Source organism: Spirochaeta dissipatitropha, assembly GCF_054657935.1.
Window position 1 is genome coordinate 38,536 of record NZ_BAAHXT010000005.1, and the last position, 19,134, is coordinate 57,669.

17 protein-coding genes are annotated in these 19,134 nt (G+C 47.3%); 2 read left to right on the forward strand and 15 right to left on the reverse strand.

Annotation, left to right across the window (positions count from 1 at the left end):
• Window positions 1–35 precede the first annotated feature (35 nt).
• Both ACYQ2L_RS07105 and ACYQ2L_RS07110 read right to left on the reverse strand, forming a co-directional pair.
• Window positions 36–956 (reverse strand): transcriptional regulator, encoded by a 921-nt coding sequence (locus tag ACYQ2L_RS07105; protein WP_460053333.1) that lies wholly within the window; start codon window positions 954–956, stop codon window positions 36–38.
• Window positions 957–1,622: a metallophosphoesterase gene (locus tag ACYQ2L_RS07110; RefSeq protein WP_460053338.1), complete on the reverse strand. Its 666-nt coding sequence runs from the start codon at window positions 1,620–1,622 to the stop codon at window positions 957–959.
• Between the two features lie 255 nt (window positions 1,623–1,877).
• Between ACYQ2L_RS07110 and ACYQ2L_RS07115 the strand changes: the two genes are divergently transcribed.
• Window positions 1,878–2,957: a metallophosphoesterase gene (locus ACYQ2L_RS07115; protein ID WP_460053341.1), complete on the forward strand. Its 1,080-nt coding sequence runs from the start codon at window positions 1,878–1,880 to the stop codon at window positions 2,955–2,957.
• Window positions 2,958–2,970: 13 nt separating this feature from the next.
• Here the strand turns inward: ACYQ2L_RS07115 and hcp are convergent, their stop codons facing one another.
• Both hcp and ACYQ2L_RS07125 read right to left on the reverse strand, forming a co-directional pair.
• Window positions 2,971–4,611: a hydroxylamine reductase gene (gene hcp / locus ACYQ2L_RS07120; RefSeq protein ID WP_460053811.1), complete on the reverse strand. Its 1,641-nt coding sequence runs from the start codon at window positions 4,609–4,611 to the stop codon at window positions 2,971–2,973.
• Between the two features lie 95 nt (window positions 4,612–4,706).
• Entirely contained in the window at window positions 4,707–5,438 is a 732-nt protein-coding gene (locus tag ACYQ2L_RS07125) for a Crp/Fnr family transcriptional regulator (RefSeq protein ID WP_460053345.1), read from the reverse strand.
• Window positions 5,439–5,496: 58 nt separating this feature from the next.
• Between ACYQ2L_RS07125 and ACYQ2L_RS07130 the strand changes: the two genes are divergently transcribed.
• Window positions 5,497–6,387 carry an ATP-binding protein gene (locus tag ACYQ2L_RS07130; RefSeq protein ID WP_460053349.1) on the forward strand — a complete coding sequence of 297 codons (891 nt, stop codon included), beginning with the start codon at window positions 5,497–5,499 and terminating at the stop codon, window positions 6,385–6,387.
• A gap of 90 nt (window positions 6,388–6,477) precedes the next feature.
• On the opposite strand, the gene ACYQ2L_RS07135 is transcribed toward ACYQ2L_RS07130, so the two are convergent.
• The 11 genes from ACYQ2L_RS07135 to ACYQ2L_RS07185 all read right to left on the reverse strand — a co-directional run bounded on the left by ACYQ2L_RS07135 (window position 6,478) and on the right by ACYQ2L_RS07185 (window position 19,130).
• Window positions 6,478–7,476: a glycoside hydrolase family 130 protein gene (locus ACYQ2L_RS07135; protein ID WP_460053355.1), complete on the reverse strand. Its 999-nt coding sequence runs from the start codon at window positions 7,474–7,476 to the stop codon at window positions 6,478–6,480.
• Window positions 7,477–7,573: 97 nt separating this feature from the next.
• Window positions 7,574–8,545, reverse strand: a complete 972-nt coding sequence (locus ACYQ2L_RS07140; protein ID WP_460053360.1) for an ABC transporter ATP-binding protein — start codon at window positions 8,543–8,545, stop codon at window positions 7,574–7,576.
• A complete protein-coding gene (locus ACYQ2L_RS07145; RefSeq protein ID WP_460053363.1) occupies window positions 8,538–9,500 on the reverse strand; it encodes an ABC transporter ATP-binding protein in 963 nt (320 codons plus the stop codon). Before ACYQ2L_RS07145 ends, ACYQ2L_RS07140 begins: the two co-directional genes overlap by 8 nt.
• Before the next feature lie 5 nt (window positions 9,501–9,505).
• Window positions 9,506–10,432: an ABC transporter permease gene (locus tag ACYQ2L_RS07150; RefSeq protein WP_460053369.1), complete on the reverse strand. Its 927-nt coding sequence runs from the start codon at window positions 10,430–10,432 to the stop codon at window positions 9,506–9,508.
• Complete coding sequence (locus ACYQ2L_RS07155) at window positions 10,432–11,421, reverse strand: ABC transporter permease (protein ID WP_460053373.1); 990 nt, start codon at window positions 11,419–11,421, stop codon at window positions 10,432–10,434. The genes ACYQ2L_RS07150 and ACYQ2L_RS07155 overlap by 1 nt, the downstream gene beginning before the upstream one ends.
• A gap of 74 nt (window positions 11,422–11,495) precedes the next feature.
• Window positions 11,496–13,202 carry an ABC transporter substrate-binding protein gene (locus tag ACYQ2L_RS07160; RefSeq protein ID WP_460053376.1) on the reverse strand — a complete coding sequence of 569 codons (1,707 nt, stop codon included), beginning with the start codon at window positions 13,200–13,202 and terminating at the stop codon, window positions 11,496–11,498.
• 404 nt (window positions 13,203–13,606) lie between these two features.
• Complete coding sequence (locus ACYQ2L_RS07165; RefSeq protein ID WP_460053381.1) at window positions 13,607–14,785, reverse strand: glycoside hydrolase family 130 protein; 1,179 nt, start codon at window positions 14,783–14,785, stop codon at window positions 13,607–13,609.
• Between the two features lie 34 nt (window positions 14,786–14,819).
• Window positions 14,820–16,046, reverse strand: a complete 1,227-nt coding sequence (locus ACYQ2L_RS07170) for an AGE family epimerase/isomerase (RefSeq protein ID WP_460053386.1) — start codon at window positions 16,044–16,046, stop codon at window positions 14,820–14,822.
• Complete coding sequence (locus ACYQ2L_RS07175) at window positions 16,046–16,897, reverse strand: carbohydrate ABC transporter permease (protein WP_460053389.1); 852 nt, start codon at window positions 16,895–16,897, stop codon at window positions 16,046–16,048. The genes ACYQ2L_RS07170 and ACYQ2L_RS07175 overlap by 1 nt, the downstream gene beginning before the upstream one ends.
• Window positions 16,898–16,906: 9 nt before the next feature.
• Complete coding sequence (locus tag ACYQ2L_RS07180; protein WP_460053392.1) at window positions 16,907–17,884, reverse strand: carbohydrate ABC transporter permease; 978 nt, start codon at window positions 17,882–17,884, stop codon at window positions 16,907–16,909.
• Window positions 17,853–19,130, reverse strand: coding sequence for an ABC transporter substrate-binding protein (locus tag ACYQ2L_RS07185; protein WP_460053397.1), 1,278 nt, complete (start codon window positions 19,128–19,130; stop codon window positions 17,853–17,855). The genes ACYQ2L_RS07180 and ACYQ2L_RS07185 overlap by 32 nt, the downstream gene beginning before the upstream one ends.
• Window positions 19,131–19,134: the final 4 nt, after the last annotated feature.

Genomic DNA, 19,134 nt, shown 5'->3' on the forward strand with positions numbered 1-19,134 from the left:
TTGTAACCCGGTTTACCTGACTATGAAAACACCTTTCAGGACTTTCTGAGGTTTTTGATCCAGGAGAAAATCAGATCCTTGAACTGTGAGAACAGACCTTTTCCAAATGCTCGTGAATAATCATCGGCTGCCATTTCGAGACTGAAATCGGCACCGTATCTCTGTTTCAGACTATCCCAATGCTGGACAATCCACATATACAGGTCACTCTCGGTACGGTTTGGAAAACGCTGCACATAATTCTGCGAGCGGATAATATCAATAATCGGTTTGTAGATTGATTCATACCAGCTTCGTCCTGCTTCTACAAAGGGAATTTCCTCATCTACATCCATATTGATAAAATATTTATGTCCCTGAATATGGCGCAGAATTTCTATAAACCGGCCTGGCTCGGTAAACTGGAGTTCTACCCCGGGTATTATTTCACCAAGACGGGTTTCCTTGAAAACCCGGTCCTTTTCATAGGCTATAACAAGATCCTCAAGATCACGGACAGTCATATCCTCGGAGACCTCGATTTCACTGGTCAACTCAATGACCTCAGCATCAATTTCCATCTGCCCCTGCATCTTGGCTACCGAAACCCGGTGATTACCGTCACGGACAAAATAGACATTGCTGATCTGGTATAATTTAACCGGTGGCAGAATGACATCGGTGTGATGAGCCTTATCTACATTCTCCCATCGGTGTCTGAGATACTCGTATTTCGGCAGAAATGCCCGTGAGAAATCCTGGTAGCGACCTTCACTGCCAACAATCTTCTCGACAGGAACTGTCTGCATACCTTTATATGTTTCACTCTTGGGCTTTACCAGCTTCCGGACATCCTCAAGAGAGAGAAGGTTTTGTTTATGCGGCGTCAACGCACTGAGGATTCCAGAAATAGTCGCCTGTTGTTTTGCCTTGTTGAAGTCATCCCGGGCTTTCATATCAACATAATCTGAGGGCATTTAATCCTCCAATTCAATAACATAATGATTATATGCATTTACAACAGTTGTATCTGCATAACGGCTTACCCTGGTCTGTTTGGGGTCATATAAGTGAACATGCCCATGAACAAGATAATCAGGTTTAAATATACGCATGAAAAACAGAAAAAACCTGAAACCTCGATGACAGGTGTCGTCCCGGTCATGGATGCCCCATGGTGCCGCGTGCGTCAGGAGCACATCCAGAAAGCGTCCATAACGCAGGCGATTATACAACAGGCCCGGAAGCAAACGGAGTGCGTATAATGCCATGCTGAATTCGGTGAACTGATTCCATCCGTTATTATATCGGCGGCTACCACCAAGGCCTGCAATAAGCAGAGCTTCATGCCTGCGACAGCTGCCCCCGGTATAAATCATGCCGGAAAATCGATCAATTGAATCCTTATGCTTATGTACAAACGACATAGCAGCATATTCCTTACGGTATTCACTGATGCCATTCAGATTATGATTGCCGAAGACGAAAAACAAAGGCACATTCAGCCTGCTGACAAGAAAATCATAGTATGTAGAATCCAGATCTCCCGCAGAAAGAATTACATCGATATCCTGGAATCGCTCACCGACGGAATTATTGTAGAGTAGTGGGTCTTCATTGTCAGAAATACATAGAATCTTCATAGCGTATAACCCGAGTATAGTCAGAAAAGCCTTGTGTTTCAAACACATTTCCGGTAGTTAGAAAAAACCACAAAGACTATTCTACAAGTGTTTTTCCTGCTGAAACTTAGAGCAGAAAAAACACGGCAATTATCAGAAACACCTGGATATTGATGTAATTCTCAGCAGGAAAAGGAAATGAGGCAAAACTTTGTGGTTTTTTCTAACTACTCATAATAGTTTGACAAATCCGGGAAATAATGGAACCATTCGGAAATGAGGAAATCTGCATCATTCCGGCATATTCACGTTGCTCTCAACAAACTTTATGAGAAGCTCTCAAGAGAAAACAGACATGGAAGTCCACCTCTTTTTGGGGTTGATACTGAATCAGATTCCTCCAGATACATTATTCTGTCTGACCTGCACAGAGGAAAACGTGACCGCGCTGATGATTTCCGCCATTCAGAGAGGGCATTTAATGCGTCTCTGGCCTGGTATTACGAGCTTGGATATACACTTGTAATTCTTGGTGATGCCGAGGAGCTCTGGCAGGAGCATCCAGGAAAAGTCACGCAGGCTTATCATCACAGTCTTGAGCTGGAAGCAAAATTTCACAGGAAAAACAGATATATCAGAATCTGGGGAAACCACGATGATGAATGGGAGAGCAGTCTTCAGGTCAAGCGCTATCTTGCTCCGATATTCGGCCCGGATCTTGCAGTACACGAGGCTGTCCTGCTTCCTGTTATACAAGACTCAAAAGAGATAGGCCAGTTGTTTCTTGTTCACGGACATCAAGGGTCACGTGAAGGCGACCGCTGGGGGAAAATAGCCCGCGGCATGGTGCGTCTGCTGTACCGTCCTTTCCAGCGAATCAGCGGATTCTCTCACAGTACTCCTGCCGACAGCTGGGAACTGCGTGAAGGACACAACAAGGCCCTCAATGACTGGACAAGTGAACATCCCGGAGTCATTCTGATTGCAGGTCATACCCATCGTCCTGTATTTGCTTCACAGACGCATCCGGATCAGATAAAAAGCGAGATCGAAAAACTCAGGCAAAAAAACGCAGAACCGCATAGAATTGCCGAGCTTTCAGCTGAACTGGAATGGGTACGCGCACAGGAAGAAAAGCAGAAGAGCGGTAAGGAAGGCAGCGGTTCAGGACAGAAGCAGCTTCGCTATTTCAACACCGGCTGCTGCTGTTATACAGACGGACAGATTACGGGCCTGGAAATAACTGGAGATGACATACGCCTTGTCCGATGGCCAGATAAAAACCACCTTCCGAGGTCCCAGGTGCTGGCCCCGGAAGGTGATAGAAAAATGTCCCTGAGCAGTTTGCTTGAGTGAAATCTCCGGTTTATCAAGCTCCCTGCATCATCGCTGCAATATCTTCCTGAACCTCACCTATTCCTTTGATACCGAAATTTTCCACGAGCACTTTCGCCACGTTCGGTGACAGAAATGCCGGCAGGCTGGGTCCAAGTCTGATTCCCTTTACGCCAAGGCTCAGCAGAGCAAGTAAAACAGCTACTGCCTTCTGCTCATACCATGCCAGGTCAAATGAGATTGGAAGTTCGTTGATATCATCAAAACCAAATACCTCTTTCAGCTTGAGTGCTATTACAGCCAGTGAATAAGAATCGTTACACTGACCGGCATCAAGAACCCGGGGGATTCCATCTATAGTGCCAAGCTTCAACTTATTGTAGCGGTACTTGGCACATCCAGCTGTAAGAATTACCGTATTATCCGGCAGATTATCTGCCAATTCCGTGAAATATGATCTGCCTTTCTGACGGCCATCACAGCCGCCCATGACCACAAATCGCTGAATAGCTCCGCTCTTAATGGCCTCTACAACCTTATCAGCCAGAGCCAGCACCTGATCATGGGCAAAACCGCCGACGATAGTCCCCTGCTCTATTTCATCCGGAGGAGCACAACTTTTTGCCTGTTCGATAATGGCAGAGAAATCCTTCACACCATCTGTTTCCGGTACATGCTGTACACCTGGGTATCCTGCCATACCAGTGGTATAGATACGGTCCTTGTATTCGGAACGGACAGGCACAATACAGTTGGTCGTCATGAGAATCGGCCCGTTAAATGAAGCAAACTCCTTGTCCTGCTTCCACCATGCATTTCCGTAATTTCCTGTAAAATGTGGATACTGCTTGAATTTCGGGTAATAATGTGCCGGAAGCATTTCCGAGTGGGTGTAGATATCTATTCCACAATCCCTGGTCTGCTCCAGAAGTTGTTCCATGTCCTTCAGATCATGTCCGGATATAAGTATTCCGGGACGCGTGCCGACACCAATGTTTACTTCTGTAATTTCAGGTTTACCGTAAGTGCTGGTGTTGGCAGTATCAAGCAGTGCCATGGTTTTCACTGCTGCCTCTCCTGTCTGCAGCGTCAGCGCAACAAGCTCGTCAACTGACTTAACCTCCAGAAGAACTGCCATTGTCTGCAGAATAAAATCCTGGACCTCTGAATCCTCATGACCCAGAACTGCTGCATGTTCAGCATAGGCAGCAATGCCTTTCAATCCGTAGACAATCAGTTCTTTCAGGGATCGTATATCCTCATCTGCTTCGGAGAGTACACCGATTGTCCTGCATATATTAAGCCAGTCCGTTTCTTCTGCCACCCAGTTCACTGCATCGTGTTCGAAAAGGGACTCCGTCTCAGTGCTATACTGCTGAGCAGTTACAGATTGACGAAGTGAATCACGAAGCACCAGTGCTTCGCGAATCAATTCAGTGAGCCGATCGTTGTCAAAATTGGCATTTGTAATGGTGGCAAAAAGTCCCTGAGCAACACACCTGGCAGCAAGACCGCGTTCCGTACTGCTCCCGCAGGAAAGTGCTGCTACTGAAAGCCCTTTTAGCGTGTAGATCAATAGATCCTGATAACCTGCAGTATCCGGCTTCTTGCCGCACACACCCTGTATGTCGCAGCCGGTATTCTTTGCTGCCTCCTGGCACTGAAAACAAAACATATTCATACTCACATCTCCTTTTGAATCACGTCATAGTCCACACAGAGTGTAGGCCCTGAAGTCAGGAGATTCGGTAACATATATTACCGATACTATTACCGATGCATGATTTTTCTCAGTTCTTTCCGGTTTACCCCGTATATACCTTTCGCATAACGCGCAAGGAGTCCTTCATCGACCATTTCACCAAGACAACGGGACAGTGCCGGCCTGGTAACGCCAAAGAGATCAGCAAGTGATTCCAGAGAATACCGCAGTTGTACCCGGACATATTCTGTATGATCTACTGGAGGCTCGGCAGCAGACGCTGCACGCCTGGAAATCTCAAGAAAATATCCGGCTGCCTTTTCCCGTATAGTTGCAAAACGGAGCAAACGTATTTTTTCCGACAGGAAAACAACCTTGTCCCCGGCTTCTTTCAGAAAGTTGGAAAGTATCCGGGGATTATTACTGAACAGCCTCAGCGCTTCCTGTTTTTCCAGGGATGTTATGCAGCAGTCAGTCTCTGCAGTCAGCTGTACCGGCAAGTGCGGATCGGAAGAAAACAATACGGGACCTGCCAGAATCGCACCCTGCTCAAGAGTCTCGATTTTCAGCACCCTACCCTCAGGATCAACGATTTCTGCTGAAAGACTTCCGGAAACCAGCAGGTACAGTCTGTCAAGTTCTGTTCCCATTGAGTATACAAGGACACCTTTACTGAAATCATGATATTTCCAGGAAAAATTAGTACGCAGGTATGCCAGAGCATCGGGATTCAAGCCTTCCCACAATGGAGGGCCATCTATAGCTCCAGACCAGAAATAATCAATCAGCTGAAGATTCATGAGGCTAATGTAACATATATTACCGATGATTTTCAAAAGTGGCTGTAACATAGCAGATATGGAACGTGAAATAATTGAAATAAACGAGGATCTATGTATCGGATGCGGAAACTGTATCCCGAACTGTCACCAGGGTGCACTGCAGATAATCGATGGGAAAGCACGGCTGATTTCTGATCTCATGTGTGAAGGAATCGGGGTATGCGTCGGAGCCTGCCCTACCGGTGCCATGAGTATAGAGAAACGGGAAGCTGAAGCCTATGACGAATTCAAGGTTATGCAGAAGATATGTGCCGGTGGGCCGAATGTTATTCAGGCTCATATCGATCACCTCAAGCAGCATAAGCAGAACGAATATCTTGCCCAGGCATATCAGTATCTTGAGACACAGGGAATACAGCTTGTATCTGAAGATAACAGGGAGAGCAGTATTCCCGATTTCGCAATGAAAACAATGCCCGGCATGCAGATGCATGCAGGCGGAGGCTGTCCCGGAGCTGCGGCCAGAAGTCTGAGGCAGGCAGAGCCTGGACCCGCCAGGAATAGCGGAATCGAGCAGGATAACCCGAGTGAACTCAGGCAATGGCCGGTGCAGCTGCATCTGCTGAATCCAGCAGCGCCGTATCTTCGCCGTGCAGATCTTGTTCTGGCAGCCGACTGCACAGCCTTTGCCTACGGGTCATTTCACAGAGATTTTCTGCATGGGAAAATTGCAGCAATTGCATGTCCCAAACTGGACTCGAGTCAGGAAAATTATGTCCACAAACTCACACAGATGATCGAGCATGCGCAGCTTAATACCATGACTGTCGTGACAATGGAGGTTCCCTGCTGCAGCGGCCTTGTCAGAATTGCCCGTGAAGCTGCAGCTACAGCACAGCGGAAAATACCCCTTAAATCCGTTGTCATTTCTATTGATGGTGAAATCCTGCAGGAAGAATGGCTATAGCTGCTGCCATAAAAAGGCCGGCCCTTCCAGGAGGAAGAAGGAAGGACCGGCAGGGCAATATAGATTCGAAAACCAGGTATTAACCGAGCATCAAAGAGAGTTGTTTTTTGTGAAAGCCACTATTTCATCGACATAACCAAAGGCCAGGCCGGTAACGGTGTCTGCGGCTCCGTAGTACATCGCCAGACGGCCGGTTTCACCATCAACAAGGGCCGCACAAGGGAAAAGTACATTCTGCACATCGCCAGTTCGCTCATACGCGGTTTTAGGTGAAAGTATATAGGGCTTACTGCGTGCAATTACCTTCCATGGCTCATCAAGATCCAGAAGGGCCGAGCCCATTGCATATACAAAGCCATTACAGCTTGTTAATACACCATGATACAGCAGCAACCAGCCTTCACTGGTTTCTATCGGAGCAGGACCGGCTCCGATTTTAGTGCTCTGCCATGGTGAGTCACTGCCAAGCGCACCCATTACAAATCGATGAGTTCCCCAATGCTGTAAATCAGGACTGCTGCACAGAAAAATATCTCCGAAAGGGGTATGTCCGGAGTCGCTTGGTCGGCTCAACAGAACATATTTACCATCAATCTTTCTCGGAAACAGCACTCCATTCCTGTTATACGGCATTAGAGGATTCTCAAGCTGATGAAAGGTCTTGAAGTCTTTCGTATAACCCAGACCAATGCCGGCACCACGGTAACCAGCACACCAGACAATATAATAGGTATCATCAATCTTGATTACGCGTGGATCATACTTGTATTCATGATCCGGAATATCTGCTTGTTCCTTTATAAACTGAATCGGCTCATGATCGATTTTCCAGTTGATTCCATCTGCACTGGTTCCTCTGTGTATGTTCATTCGACGTGCAGTATCATCACAGCGAAACACCCCTGCAAAACCATCCTCGAACGGTACAACCGCAGAATTGAAAATACTATTGGAAGTTGGTATAGCATCCTGCGGAACTACCGGGTTCTCCGAGTATCTCCACATTGCATTACGCTCGTCTGCTGGTTTATCTTCCCAGGGAATAGCAGGTAATGCGGCTGTATTTCTGACAATTGTTTTTGTACTCATTGAAGTACTCCTCTTGATTTATTTTTCCCGGCATTCCCACGCAACGAAACCGGTTTCCTAATAGTAAACTGTATTCACTAAACATGCAAGCACTATTCTATTCCTCTTTGACAGATCCTTCCCTGTACAGGAAACAGGCTACCTCATGCTCATCCTCAACCCGATATAATGGCGGCTGCTGATGCATACAACCGAGCTTTTCATCTGCGAATCTGCAGCGATGATGATATACACAGCCGGTTTCATTCTGTGTCCTCACACTTGAACTTATAACCGTCTCCTCTTCATCCCATTGCTTGTCCAGTCGTGGGACCGACTCCATAAGCATTTTTGTATACGGATGCAGAGTGTTATCAAATATTCGCTTGGTATCACCAATCTCGACCACTCGACCCCGATACAGTATGACTGTTTTTTCGCTGATGTAATATCCGAGCGACAAATCATGGGTTACAAACAGAACCGAAAGACCTCGCTTCTTGATTTCACCAAGCAGATTCAGTACATCAATCCTTGTTGATGCATCGAGCATACTGATAACCTCATCTGCAACCAGGCAGTTAATGTCCAGAAGTAGTGCACGCGCAATAAGAAAGCGCTGAAGCTGACCGCCGCTCAACTGATGCGGGTATTTATCCAGAACCTGTACAGGATTGAGCCCTACTGCTTCCAGGGCTTCGTTGATTCTTGCCTTCCAGTCCTTCATGGCAACCTCAGGGAAGAATTCATCATGGATAGTGTAGAATACCTTATCAGCCTTGAAAATCGGATTAAAAGTGCTGAAGGGGTCCTGGAAAACACCCTGTACCTTACGATAATAATTTTTACGTTGCCTTCGGTTCTTCAGAGATTTTACCGGCACACCATTGGCAGTAATCTCTCCTTCACTGATTCTTATCAAGCCAAGGATCATCTTGCCAATCGTACTCTTTCCGCTGCCGGATTCACCGATAAGTGAAACTGCCTCACCATCCTTGACAGTGAAGCTCACATCCCTGACTGCCAGGAGTTTCTTTCCTCCAAAGGTTCCTGTCTTATAGACTTTGCTAACATTTTTCAGCTCAATCATTCTGGTTGATCTCCTTCCAGCAGGCAACATAGTGATCCTCAGCGACCTTGATAAACGGAGGTTTTTCCTTGCACTTGTCGTATGCCAGGGGACAGCGGTCCCGGAATCGACAGCCCTTCTGTGGATTGATCAGTAAAGGAGGTCTGCCGGGGATACCCTGCAGGCGCTTCTCTTCATATTTGATTCCGACTTCAGGCAGAGAACCGATAAGTGCCTTGCTGTATGGATGCCTTGGTGTATTGATTATTTTATGCGTCGGTGCTTTCTCAGCTAGCTGGCCAGCATACATTACCAGTATGCTGTCAGCTACCTGGTAAAGAATCGACATATCATGAGTCACTACGATAATATTCTTCACATACTGACGGTTCCTGAACTTAACCAGCATCTGTGCGACCGCTTTCTGCGTAGACACGTCCAGTGCTGAGGTGATTTCATCCGCCAACAACAGTGATGGATTCAGGAGAGTCGAAATAACCATTACCATGCGCTGCTTCATCCCCCCGGATAGCTCTATCGGATACATATCCAGAACCTCAGATGAGAGATTAACCAGTTCCAGCCGCTCTTTGAGGGCTGGAAGGTATGTCTTTACAGGGATATTCTTTGAGGACATCAGCTCATGCACCATGCGGCCTATCTTCCTGGTAGGATTCATTGCGCTCATAGCATACTGAGGTATAATCGCAACATCCCGGAGGCGATGCTTGTCCATGGTCACATTGTCAGCAATCGGCAGCTCCTTGCCTTCCATGCTGACGGTTCCGGAGATCAGCTTCATTGGCGGCACCAGCCGTATCAGACTGTTGGCAAGAGTGGTTTTTCCGCAACCGGATTCTCCAGCCAGCCCCATGATTTCCCCATGGCTTATTTCCAGGCTTATGTCATCAAGAGCCTCAACCTCCCCGCGCAGAGTCTGGTAATGTACTGTCAGGTTGTTTATTTTCAAGCTCATATAGATTACGTCTCCCTCAATTTCGGATTGAACACCTCATCCAGTCCAACATTCATGATGTACATTGAACCAACGATCGCAGTAATTGCGAGACCCGGAGGAATAAACCACCACCACAGACCGAACTGCAGGGCATTCCACTCTACAGAGAGACTCATCATGATTCCCAGTGAAATAGCATTTGTCGGACCCAGCCCCAGGAAATCCAGGGTAGCAGCCATTAATACCGTTCCTCCGAACTGAAGAATCAATGTCATCAGAAGGTATGAATACATATTGGGCGCTATTTCCCGGAAAATAATCTTGTAAGTCGCTACCCCACTCAAGCGGGAAAGATCAACAAAATCCCTGTTTCTCAAGGAAAAGGTCTGAGCACGGATAGCCCGGGCAACCCACGGCCAGTTCAGTACCCCGATCAGAAAACTCTGTATCCAGACACTGCGGACATCCATGTAGGAATTGATAATTATCAGCACAGCGATAGCTGGTATAGTCAGGGTAATATTAGTCACACCGCTGAGAAATTCATCCAGCCAGCCGCCTTTATACCCGGCTGTGAACCCGATGATCATACCAATCATAGTTGCAATGCTTCCTGCCAGGGTGCCTACCACAAAGGCGGAACGCAGTCCAAGAACGAACTGGGTGTAGACATCCTGTCCGAAGAAGGTTGTACCCATCCAGAATTCCGAACTTGGCGGCTGGCGCTGAGGAGCAACATAGTCATAGGGATCATCGAACTGGGTTAACATCGGACCTACAATTGCCAACAGCAGGAACAGCAGTATCACAGTCATTCCAACACGTACCTTCCCGTTTCTCAGTGCAAAGTACAGAATTTCATTCTTCTTTTTTCCCGGTCCAGCCGCACCGGGTCCCTGAGCATATAAATCAGCCTCCTGCATCAGGTTTTGAGTTGCAGCATCGCCCATCAGTCACCTCCCTGCATTCCAACCCTTGTTCTCGGGTCGACAATGATGTAGACAATATCTATGGTGAAATTTGCCAGCAATACTCCGATGATAATTATTGTAAAGCTTCCCTGCATCAAGAAATAATCCTGATTCTGCACCGCCGCCAGCAGCAGGCTTCCGAGACCGGGGTAAGCAAATACCGCCTCGGTGACAACATTGCCTGCAATAATCACACCAAGCTGCAGTGCAAGTCCGGTGATCTGCGGTAGAATTGCATTTCTGAATGCGTATTTACGGATTAACCTTCTGGGGGCACCTGCTGCTTCCAGATAGTGGGCATAATCAGATTCCAGTTCATAGATCACCATGTTTCTCATGCCGATGGCCCAGCCGCCGAACATTACCAGAAACAGGGACATAAAGGGCAGAAACCAGTGATGCAGAAGATTCGTAATGAATCGCCAGGTAAATGCCGGTCTCAGCGCAAAACTATAGCCGCCGGCAAGGGGAAACCACCGAAAAACAGCTCCGAACACGAATGAAAGTACAATCGCCATCCACATATACGGGGTAGCGGTTACAAGGTATCCAAGCGGAAGAACCGTATTATCGAGTTTCTTGCTCCGCGCCGCAAATGCGCCGAAAGAGTTTCCTGCCCACCAGCTCAGCAGAATGGCAGGTAAAACCAGCATGAGTGTGTACGGAACAGCCCTGCGAATGACCGTCAGAACCGGAGTCGGAAACAGGTAGATACTTGTCCCGAAATCAAGCTGAAACAAGGCCCTCCAGTAGTTCAGATACTGTTGAAACAAAGGAACATCCAGACCAAAAGCCTGGGTATAGTAGGAAGTCATAAGTCTGGCAGAGTCTGCACGCATGCCAGCGCGGCTGATCATGGACTGCACAGGATCGCCAGGCATAAGCCTGGGAATCATCCAGTTCAGTGAAATTGCAAAAAAGAACACAACCAGGTATACCAGAATCTTACGAATTATATAGCGTGCCACATTATCCCCCGTGATGAACCCGGCAAAAGAGCAGAAGCACTTTGCCGGGTGTATTTACAGATCAGCAATGCCGATTACTGTACTGGCTCCAGTTCTGTCAGCATGAGAACACCGCCCATCTGCCACATTCCACCCCAGGTAGAAGGAAGATATGTGTTGCTGCTACCGTCCTGCGGCCAGCCGGTCCAGTATGTTGTGTTCCACTGTGCCCAGAGACCGTTGTACCACATCGGAATCAAGGGTAGTTCTTCCATAGTGATTCGCTGCAGCTCTGACATAACTGCTTTCATACCATCAATATCATCAACGGGAACCAGGTCCAGTTCATCTACCAGCCTGAAAGCTTCCTGATTTTCATAGCGACCAAAGTTACCGCTGGTCATAGGATCCTCAACAGGATTGGTGTACATATAATCATAATAAGTCCAGGGAGTATCATCGAGACCTGCCCAGTTATTCATGGTAATGTCAAAGTTTGCGCTGTTGCGGGCATCATCAAGAGCCGGAGCATCCGGAAATTCTGTAGTGACATTGATTCCTACAGCTCGTGCACCCGATGAAATAATACGCGCAGCTTCCATCCAGTCAGTCCATCCAAAGGGAACAATCAGCTGCAGGCTGATTGGACTTCCGTCAGGCATCTGAACAAAGCCATCACCATTCACATCCCGATAACCTGCATCTGCAAGTATCTCGCGGGCTCTATCTCTGTTGAAGCTGAAACCAAGTTCATCGACCAGATCCCAGTCAACATAGGGGTCATACGCAGGAAGCAGACCAGTAGGATTGGCCTTCTGTACAATTCCTCCAAAGGCAACGTCAATAATCTGATCAACATTGATTGAGTATGCCAGTGCCTTTCTGAATTCTGCATTGTCCATTGGTTCACGTGTAAGATTCAGGATTAGCCATGCTGTATTGGCAGAAAGCATGTATGGAGGGCTATCATAAAATGTGCCGATTGGATAACCCTGCTCAATGAGTGTCCCGATACCCGGCAGAAAGTTATTGCTCAGATCAAGTCCGCCTTGAAGCAGTTGTCCGAGAGCAACATTGTTGCTGGAGTTCCGGATATCTACAATACGGCGAGGTGCCATGCTCAAGCCAAGAGCATCAATTGCCCACCAGCTGTCGTTCCGCAGCCAGACCATTCGGTCTTCCTGATGGGTATCGTATTTATACGGCCCGGTGCCTACAGGGTTTTCGTTTGATCCACCGGTTACATCGGCTTCGCTATAGTTTTCCCAGATATGCTTCGGCAGCATAGGAACATTCAGCATGGTATTTCCCCATCGCTGATGCAGAACTGTATCAAACGTGAATTTTACTGTTGTTTCACTCAATTTTTCTACACTGCGCAGATAGTTCCACATGCCAGAAAAGGTAGTAGAAAACCTGTCATGAAGTTCAAATGAGAACACAACATCATCTGCTGTAAAACTGCGGCCATCCTGCCAGCTCACTCCCTGACGGACCTGCAGCTCATACTCTGTATCGCTTACCCAGTCCCCTCCGGTAGCCAGCCACGGAATATACTCGTTAGCCATTACATCGAAGTTGAAAAGGGTTTCATAAAGCAAGCCAGTGCTCCCCGTTGCCTGAGCCCAAGGTGTCACAGGATTCCAGCTGTTTGGCGGGCCCCATGCATTTCCACTGGTATACAACGTCTCGTGACGCGCATACTCGGTTTCGATGGCTTCAGCGGTGTCCCGTTGACCACCTGCCCAGACTGCCCCCGCAATCAGAAGCAAAGCCAGTACAATAAGTGTAATCTTTTTCATAAACACTCCTCCTTGAAGATTTCCGGTTTCTTAGAAACCGGTTTCTATTATCATCAAGCCGAATTTGCATACTGTCAAGTTTTTTTCCAATTATTTTTCTATGCTGAGTACCATTCATGAATTCTATGTTCATACCTGGAGCTTTTTGCAAAATTTCATTTTTTATGAGAATTTGCAAGAACATTAATTCTCAAGTTGTTTACATAAAACAACTTGAGAATTCGCTACTGATGCGAGGAGAAAAATGCACGTAATTTTAAATTTCCTCTCTGGAAAGAAGTTAATTATTATCGGACAAATAAGAATACCGGGAGCAGATAATTAATGAAAGAAAGGATAAAAACTGGTTTCCATGAGAAATGGACAGATACAGGATCCGTCCACTTCTTCCCGGCTGCATACAACTAACTGAGGGAAGCTGCATTTCTCTGAATAAGTTCCTGCCTCTGACGCACGCATTCGGCACTGGTCAATCCGTCTTCCGGGGTATTGAGACAGTAATCAACGAGCTGATCGGTGGAACTGACAGCTACATGCAGCCTTGTATCCGAAGAAGCATAGTAAATCAGAACCCTTCCGTCGGCATCCTGTATTGCTCCATTAGAGAAAACTACATTAGAAACATCTCCAACCCGTTCATGTCCCCTCGGCTCAAGAAAAAAACCTCCTGGCCGGGCAATGACCTTTCCGGGATCTAACAGATCTGTCATGAATGCGTACAGCACATAGCGAAGACCTGCGGCTGTATTTCTTACACCGTGGGCGATATGAACCCACCCAGCATCAGTTCTGATAGGCGGAGCACCTGCACCGTTTTTACCTTCCTTCACCGTATGATACATTCGGGGATCAAGCAGTACCTCGTCATGAATCTCTGCAGCTTCCATGGATTCACAGATACCATAGCTTACCCCCCCGCCGGAACCAGCAGAAATAAAGCCGTCCTGCGGTCTGGTATACAGCAGATACCCCCCGTTTACAAACTCTGGATGCAGAACAACGTTCCGCTGCTGAGGTGATGCAGTTTTCAGATCTGGAAGCCGCTCCCAGTTTACCAGATCCCTGGTTCTGGCAATTCCAGCAGCAGCGACAGCTGAAACTGTATCGTGTGCTGCCGCTGATGGATCCTTTCGCTCGGTACAGAAAATCCCATAGATCCAGCCATCTTCATGGCGGGTCAGGCGCATATCGTAGACATTGGTATCTGGATCCTCAAGCTGCGGCAAACTGATCGGTTTACCGACAAATCTAAATTCATTGATTCCGTCAGCACTTTCTGCAAGAGCAAAAAATGATTTTCGATCTGCCCCTTCAACCCTGCACACAAGACAGTACTTACCATTCAGCAGGATAGCACCGGCATTAAATACCGCGTTTATCCCCATTCGTTCCATAAACCATGGGTTTCGCTTTTCTGACATATCATAGCGCCACTCAACAGGCGTGTGCATTGCAGTCAGAACCGGAAATTTGTATCGGGTAAAGATTCCATTGCCTGGCAGTACAGGCTCATTTTCACGAGAGACCAGTGCATCATGCTCTTCCTTGATCAGTCGAACACGATTGTCGAATTGAGTATTCATACTCACTCCTTGGGTTGTATATAATGTTAGTATATCAGATTATCAGTCTATCGATTCTACTGATGATTTCTAGGCATGCCCGACCATTATGGTATGGTGTTTTCCAGATGCCGCCCTTGTCCTCTTTTAAATCCGAAGATCCGTCATCCCGTACAATGCTGCGCCATTCTCCATGCTCTCGGTCAACTATATGATCCTGAATCACAGCCCAGACCTGAACTGCACTATCAAGAAATTTCTGGTCACCGCTTAATTCATAGGCATTCAGAAAGCCTACTACCGATTCTGCCTGTACCCACCAGACCAGACTCGTATCAAGATCGCTTCCATGCAGCTCATTAATAACACCGCCATGAGAGGACCTGAAGGCTTCGCTGTAGGTTATTTCGGCTATCTTCATAATGTGAGGACGGATGCTCTCCATGAGCTCTTTGTCATGAATTATCTCCACCGCCTCCCATAACAACCAGGCAGCTTCGATATCATGACCATAAGAAACGACATCCAACAGACTATTCCATGCTTCATCAAAATAGAGTTTTAAATGCCCCGTCTCACGGTCAAGTATATGCTCAACCGTCACCTGCACAAGCTCATGTATTGCATCAAAAACCCTGGCTGAAGGATTTAATCGGTAGTAGTTTGTCAGCGCCTCAAGAACATGCAGATTGGTATTCATTGATTTAGCGCAATTCAGATCCTTTGGACTCAAACGGGTATCATCCAGTTTTTTCCATTCACGGGAGCGCGCCTCGAAATAACCGCCATGTAATGGATCCAGACCATATTTCTGGAGATTCTCGAACAGGGCTTCACAGAGCTTCACATACCTGACAGGTTCGCTGCTGATATGGGCAAATTCGGACAATCCATAAAGAGCAAAAGCCATGCCGTAAAAATGTTTCCGCTGGTCAAGCGGGCTACCGTCTGCCCTGGTCTGCCAGTACACGCCACCATATTCACGGTCAATATATGCCTTTTCCAGGAACCTGACAGCATGCTCTGCCATCTGAAAGGACACACTGTCCCCATATTTCCGGTAGCAAATTGAGTACAACCAGGCAAAACGGCCATGCATTACAACCCCCTTCGCAGCATCAGAAACTGGAACATTATCGTGTGATATCGCACCCCGAAATCCACCATTCTCCAGGTCCATGGCATGTTTCGGCCAGTATGGATGAATATTCTGCAGAAGCTCCTGCTCCGCAGATTTCCTGAGGCTGTACAATTTTTCCAGATTCACGGGACTGATCAGCATTACTTTACTTCTCCAATTACTATACCCTTTATGAGATAGCGCTGTGCTACAAAAAACACCAGCAACGAGGGTATGAGGGCGATTACCACAGCAGCAAGCTGAATCGTAAATTCAGATCCTGTAGGGGACTCAAAGAACAGCAAACCAAGAGGAAGGGTATACAATCTGCCGTCACTGATGTAGATCAGGGGACCAAGCAGTTCTTTCCATGACCACAGGAATGTATTAATTCCTGAAACCATAAGTACAGGGATGGCTTGAGGCAGAATAATACTCCAGAAAATCCTTAATGATCCACAGCCGTCCATTTTGGCTGCCTCGTCAAACTCAAGCGGAATCGTCATCATGAACTGCCGGATGAGAAAAATATTCCAGGGCACGCCAAAGAGAAATGGAACTATAAGTGGTCTGAAACTGTTTGTCCATCCGATAGTTCGGAAAAACAGAAACAGCGGAATATTGGTAACCTGCTGCGGCAGCATCATGCTCGACAGCATGATAATAAAAAGAACATTCCTGCCGGGAAACTGGAATCTGGAAAAACCATAGGCAACAAGAGCTGAACTCATGACAGCCAGCAGAACCTGGACAAAAGCAAGCCACAGACTGTTAAAAACATAGCGAAACAGCGGAACCATGGTCACTGCATCAATATAATTCGACCAGCGTTGAGGAGACGGAAACCAGACATCCCTGAAGTTGGTCGAATAGAACTGCCCCATATCCTTTACTGAAGAGACGAAAAGATAAACGAAAGGAACCATCATCAGTGCCAACAGACAGAACAGGAACAGAAAGCCGAAAAGCTTGACCCTGCTTACACTGGTCATATCAAGTTTAAGTGTTTTCATGATTCTTCCCTACACGCTTTTCAATTGATTACGCTTCATAATGAGTATGATTATGAAGGTCAATACAAGTCCAATTAAAAACAGGAACCAGCCGATTGCAGCAGCGGCACCCATTTCCCAATAGCGGAATCCCCGGGTGTACAGATAATAGACAAGTGTTGCCAGAGAATTTCTCCGCCCCATATTCAGAGCACCTGCCGACCCTCCCATCCTGGCTAATGCGGCCGGGACATCGAATATCTGCAGGCCGTAGATAGTTCCCATGACAAGCTGGAAGAAGATAACCGGCATAAGCAGCGGCAGGGTAATATGGAACAGTCGGTACCACCAGCCAGCACCGTCAATTTCAGCGGCTTCGTGATATGACTTCGGCTGTCCCGAAATTCCTGCCAGAAAAATAATCATTGCAGCTCCAATAAACCAGAAGTTGGTAATAACAACCACCCATGGAGTCACAACGGGATCCTCAAGCCAATACACAGGATCTATACCGAAGAGTCCAAGAAATAGATTTATCAAACCAAATCGTTCACTGCCGAAAATCGGACTCAACATCAGTCCGATTGCAACCGGAATTACCAGATTCGGGAGGAAAAACAGCGTCCTGATCACACCTCTACCAGGTACCTTTTCATTCAACAAGGCAGCAATAAAAACAGCCAGTACAATTCCAACCCCATTTCCTACGAACATAAAAAGAAGAGTATTCAATAAGGCCCTGATAAATACGGGATCGTCAAACAGCAAACTTCTGTAGTTTGACAGTCCTACAAATACCGGGTCTCCCAGAATATCCCACTCAGTCATGCTTATATACAGAGAGTGAGCCATCGGAAACATCTGAAACAGCATAAATCCGATGATCCATGGCAGGATGTAGAGGTAGCCGTTCCACTGGGACCGGCGTACCGCATTATGTAAAATATTCAATCGATACTCCTTCGGCTGGATGGAATCATCTGCCGAAAATACGGCGGATGATTTCATTCCCCTCACGCTCTATGCGTCGTACAGTCTCCTCTGCAGACACTCTGCCCTCAAAGAATTCAGCCATTGCTTCTTCCACCATAGCCAGAAACTGATCATTTGGAAGCATTGGACCGCTAATCATATACGGCACCTCATTGAAAAAAGCCCCCATAATTTCGGGTCCAAGATGATGCGATTCCAGAGCTGCTTCCATGGCATTTGTATTTGCTGGCAGATCTCCGGTACGGGAAAACGCTATCTGTCCCTCACTCGCCATCCACTCAACAAAGCGGTATGCAGCCTCCTGGTTCCGTGAAGCCCTGAAGATCGAGAGAAAATTTATATTTCCCCTGTTAGCACGATGATCAGCGACGGGCAATGGAGCGGTACCATAGCGGATTCCCGCCTGGTCAACCGGTCCAAGTCCCCAGGATCCAGAGTGCATCATTGTCACTCTTCCCGTTGCAATAGCCGTATCGGGAGTACCCCAAGGGCCTGACCAGTCACCGAGGTGAGGAGGAATCAGCTCCTCTTCGATCATGCGCTGCAGCAAGTGCATCCCACGCAATCCCTCGGGACTGTTCAATGTAATTCTGTTCGGTTGTGTCAGATCATCAAGCATGCTGCCGCCGAATTGATTGACGAGAGCTTCAACCATCTCATCCTTATGCCAGTGAGCAGCATAGCGGGTTACCTCACCTGCTGCATTCCTCCGAGTAAGCTGTGATGCTATTTCAAAAAAATCATCCCAGGTCATCGGGATTTCACTATCAGGATAAGCAAGCCCAGCCTGATCGAAATGATCCTTGTTATAGATCACTGACTTGGTAGCCATCCCGACAGGCACACCGAAATACCGCCCGTCAAAGCGGACAGCCGTGATTGCCGATGGATGCATTTCCTGTATAAGTGAAGAAGCCTCAGAAAAAGCATCCATCGATAAGAAGGCACCCCGCGCCATATATGGTGCGGCCATGACACTGGACATCATCATGACATCTGCTGCATCACCGCTGATTATTGAATTCCTGATTTTCTCCCAGTAGGCTCCCCAGGGCAGAAACTCGGTCTCAACCCGTATATCCGGGTTCTCTTTCATAAATGCATTAACAAGATCCTGAAAATCCCGGGCTTCCTGGGCTCCTGCCCAGCGCGTGAATTTGATCGTTGTCTGCCCAGGTTGTGCTGGCTCACGCTGTCCCTCGGCAAAAATGCCGAGGGAGAACGTAAGGATCAAGACACATGAAATAAATACTGCTTTCATTTGA

Bases quoted from the DNA above. Each gene is read 5' to 3' on its own strand.
- ACYQ2L_RS07105 (WP_460053333.1), bottom strand. From the start codon at position 956: ATGCCCTCAGATTATGTTGATATGAAAGCCCGGGATGACTTCAACAAG.
- ACYQ2L_RS07110 (WP_460053338.1), bottom strand. From the start codon at position 1,622: ATGAAGATTCTATGTATTTCTGACAATGAAGACCCACTACTCTACAAT.
- ACYQ2L_RS07115 (WP_460053341.1), top strand. From the start codon at position 1,878: ATGAGGAAATCTGCATCATTCCGGCATATTCACGTTGCTCTCAACAAA.
- hcp (WP_460053811.1), bottom strand. From the start codon at position 4,611: ATGTTTTGTTTTCAGTGCCAGGAGGCAGCAAAGAATACCGGCTGCGAC.
- ACYQ2L_RS07125 (WP_460053345.1), bottom strand. From the start codon at position 5,438: ATGAATCTTCAGCTGATTGATTATTTCTGGTCTGGAGCTATAGATGGC.
- ACYQ2L_RS07130 (WP_460053349.1), top strand. From the start codon at position 5,497: ATGGAACGTGAAATAATTGAAATAAACGAGGATCTATGTATCGGATGC.
- ACYQ2L_RS07135 (WP_460053355.1), bottom strand. From the start codon at position 7,476: ATGAGTACAAAAACAATTGTCAGAAATACAGCCGCATTACCTGCTATT.
- ACYQ2L_RS07140 (WP_460053360.1), bottom strand. From the start codon at position 8,545: ATGATTGAGCTGAAAAATGTTAGCAAAGTCTATAAGACAGGAACCTTT.
- ACYQ2L_RS07145 (WP_460053363.1), bottom strand. From the start codon at position 9,500: ATGAGCTTGAAAATAAACAACCTGACAGTACATTACCAGACTCTGCGC.
- ACYQ2L_RS07150 (WP_460053369.1), bottom strand. From the start codon at position 10,432: ATGGGCGATGCTGCAACTCAAAACCTGATGCAGGAGGCTGATTTATAT.
- ACYQ2L_RS07160 (WP_460053376.1), bottom strand. From the start codon at position 13,202: ATGAAAAAGATTACACTTATTGTACTGGCTTTGCTTCTGATTGCGGGG.
- ACYQ2L_RS07165 (WP_460053381.1), bottom strand. From the start codon at position 14,785: ATGAATACTCAATTCGACAATCGTGTTCGACTGATCAAGGAAGAGCAT.
- ACYQ2L_RS07170 (WP_460053386.1), bottom strand. From the start codon at position 16,046: ATGCTGATCAGTCCCGTGAATCTGGAAAAATTGTACAGCCTCAGGAAA.
- ACYQ2L_RS07175 (WP_460053389.1), bottom strand. From the start codon at position 16,897: ATGAAAACACTTAAACTTGATATGACCAGTGTAAGCAGGGTCAAGCTT.
- ACYQ2L_RS07180 (WP_460053392.1), bottom strand. From the start codon at position 17,884: ATGAAATCATCCGCCGTATTTTCGGCAGATGATTCCATCCAGCCGAAG.
- ACYQ2L_RS07185 (WP_460053397.1), bottom strand. From the start codon at position 19,130: ATGAAAGCAGTATTTATTTCATGTGTCTTGATCCTTACGTTCTCCCTC.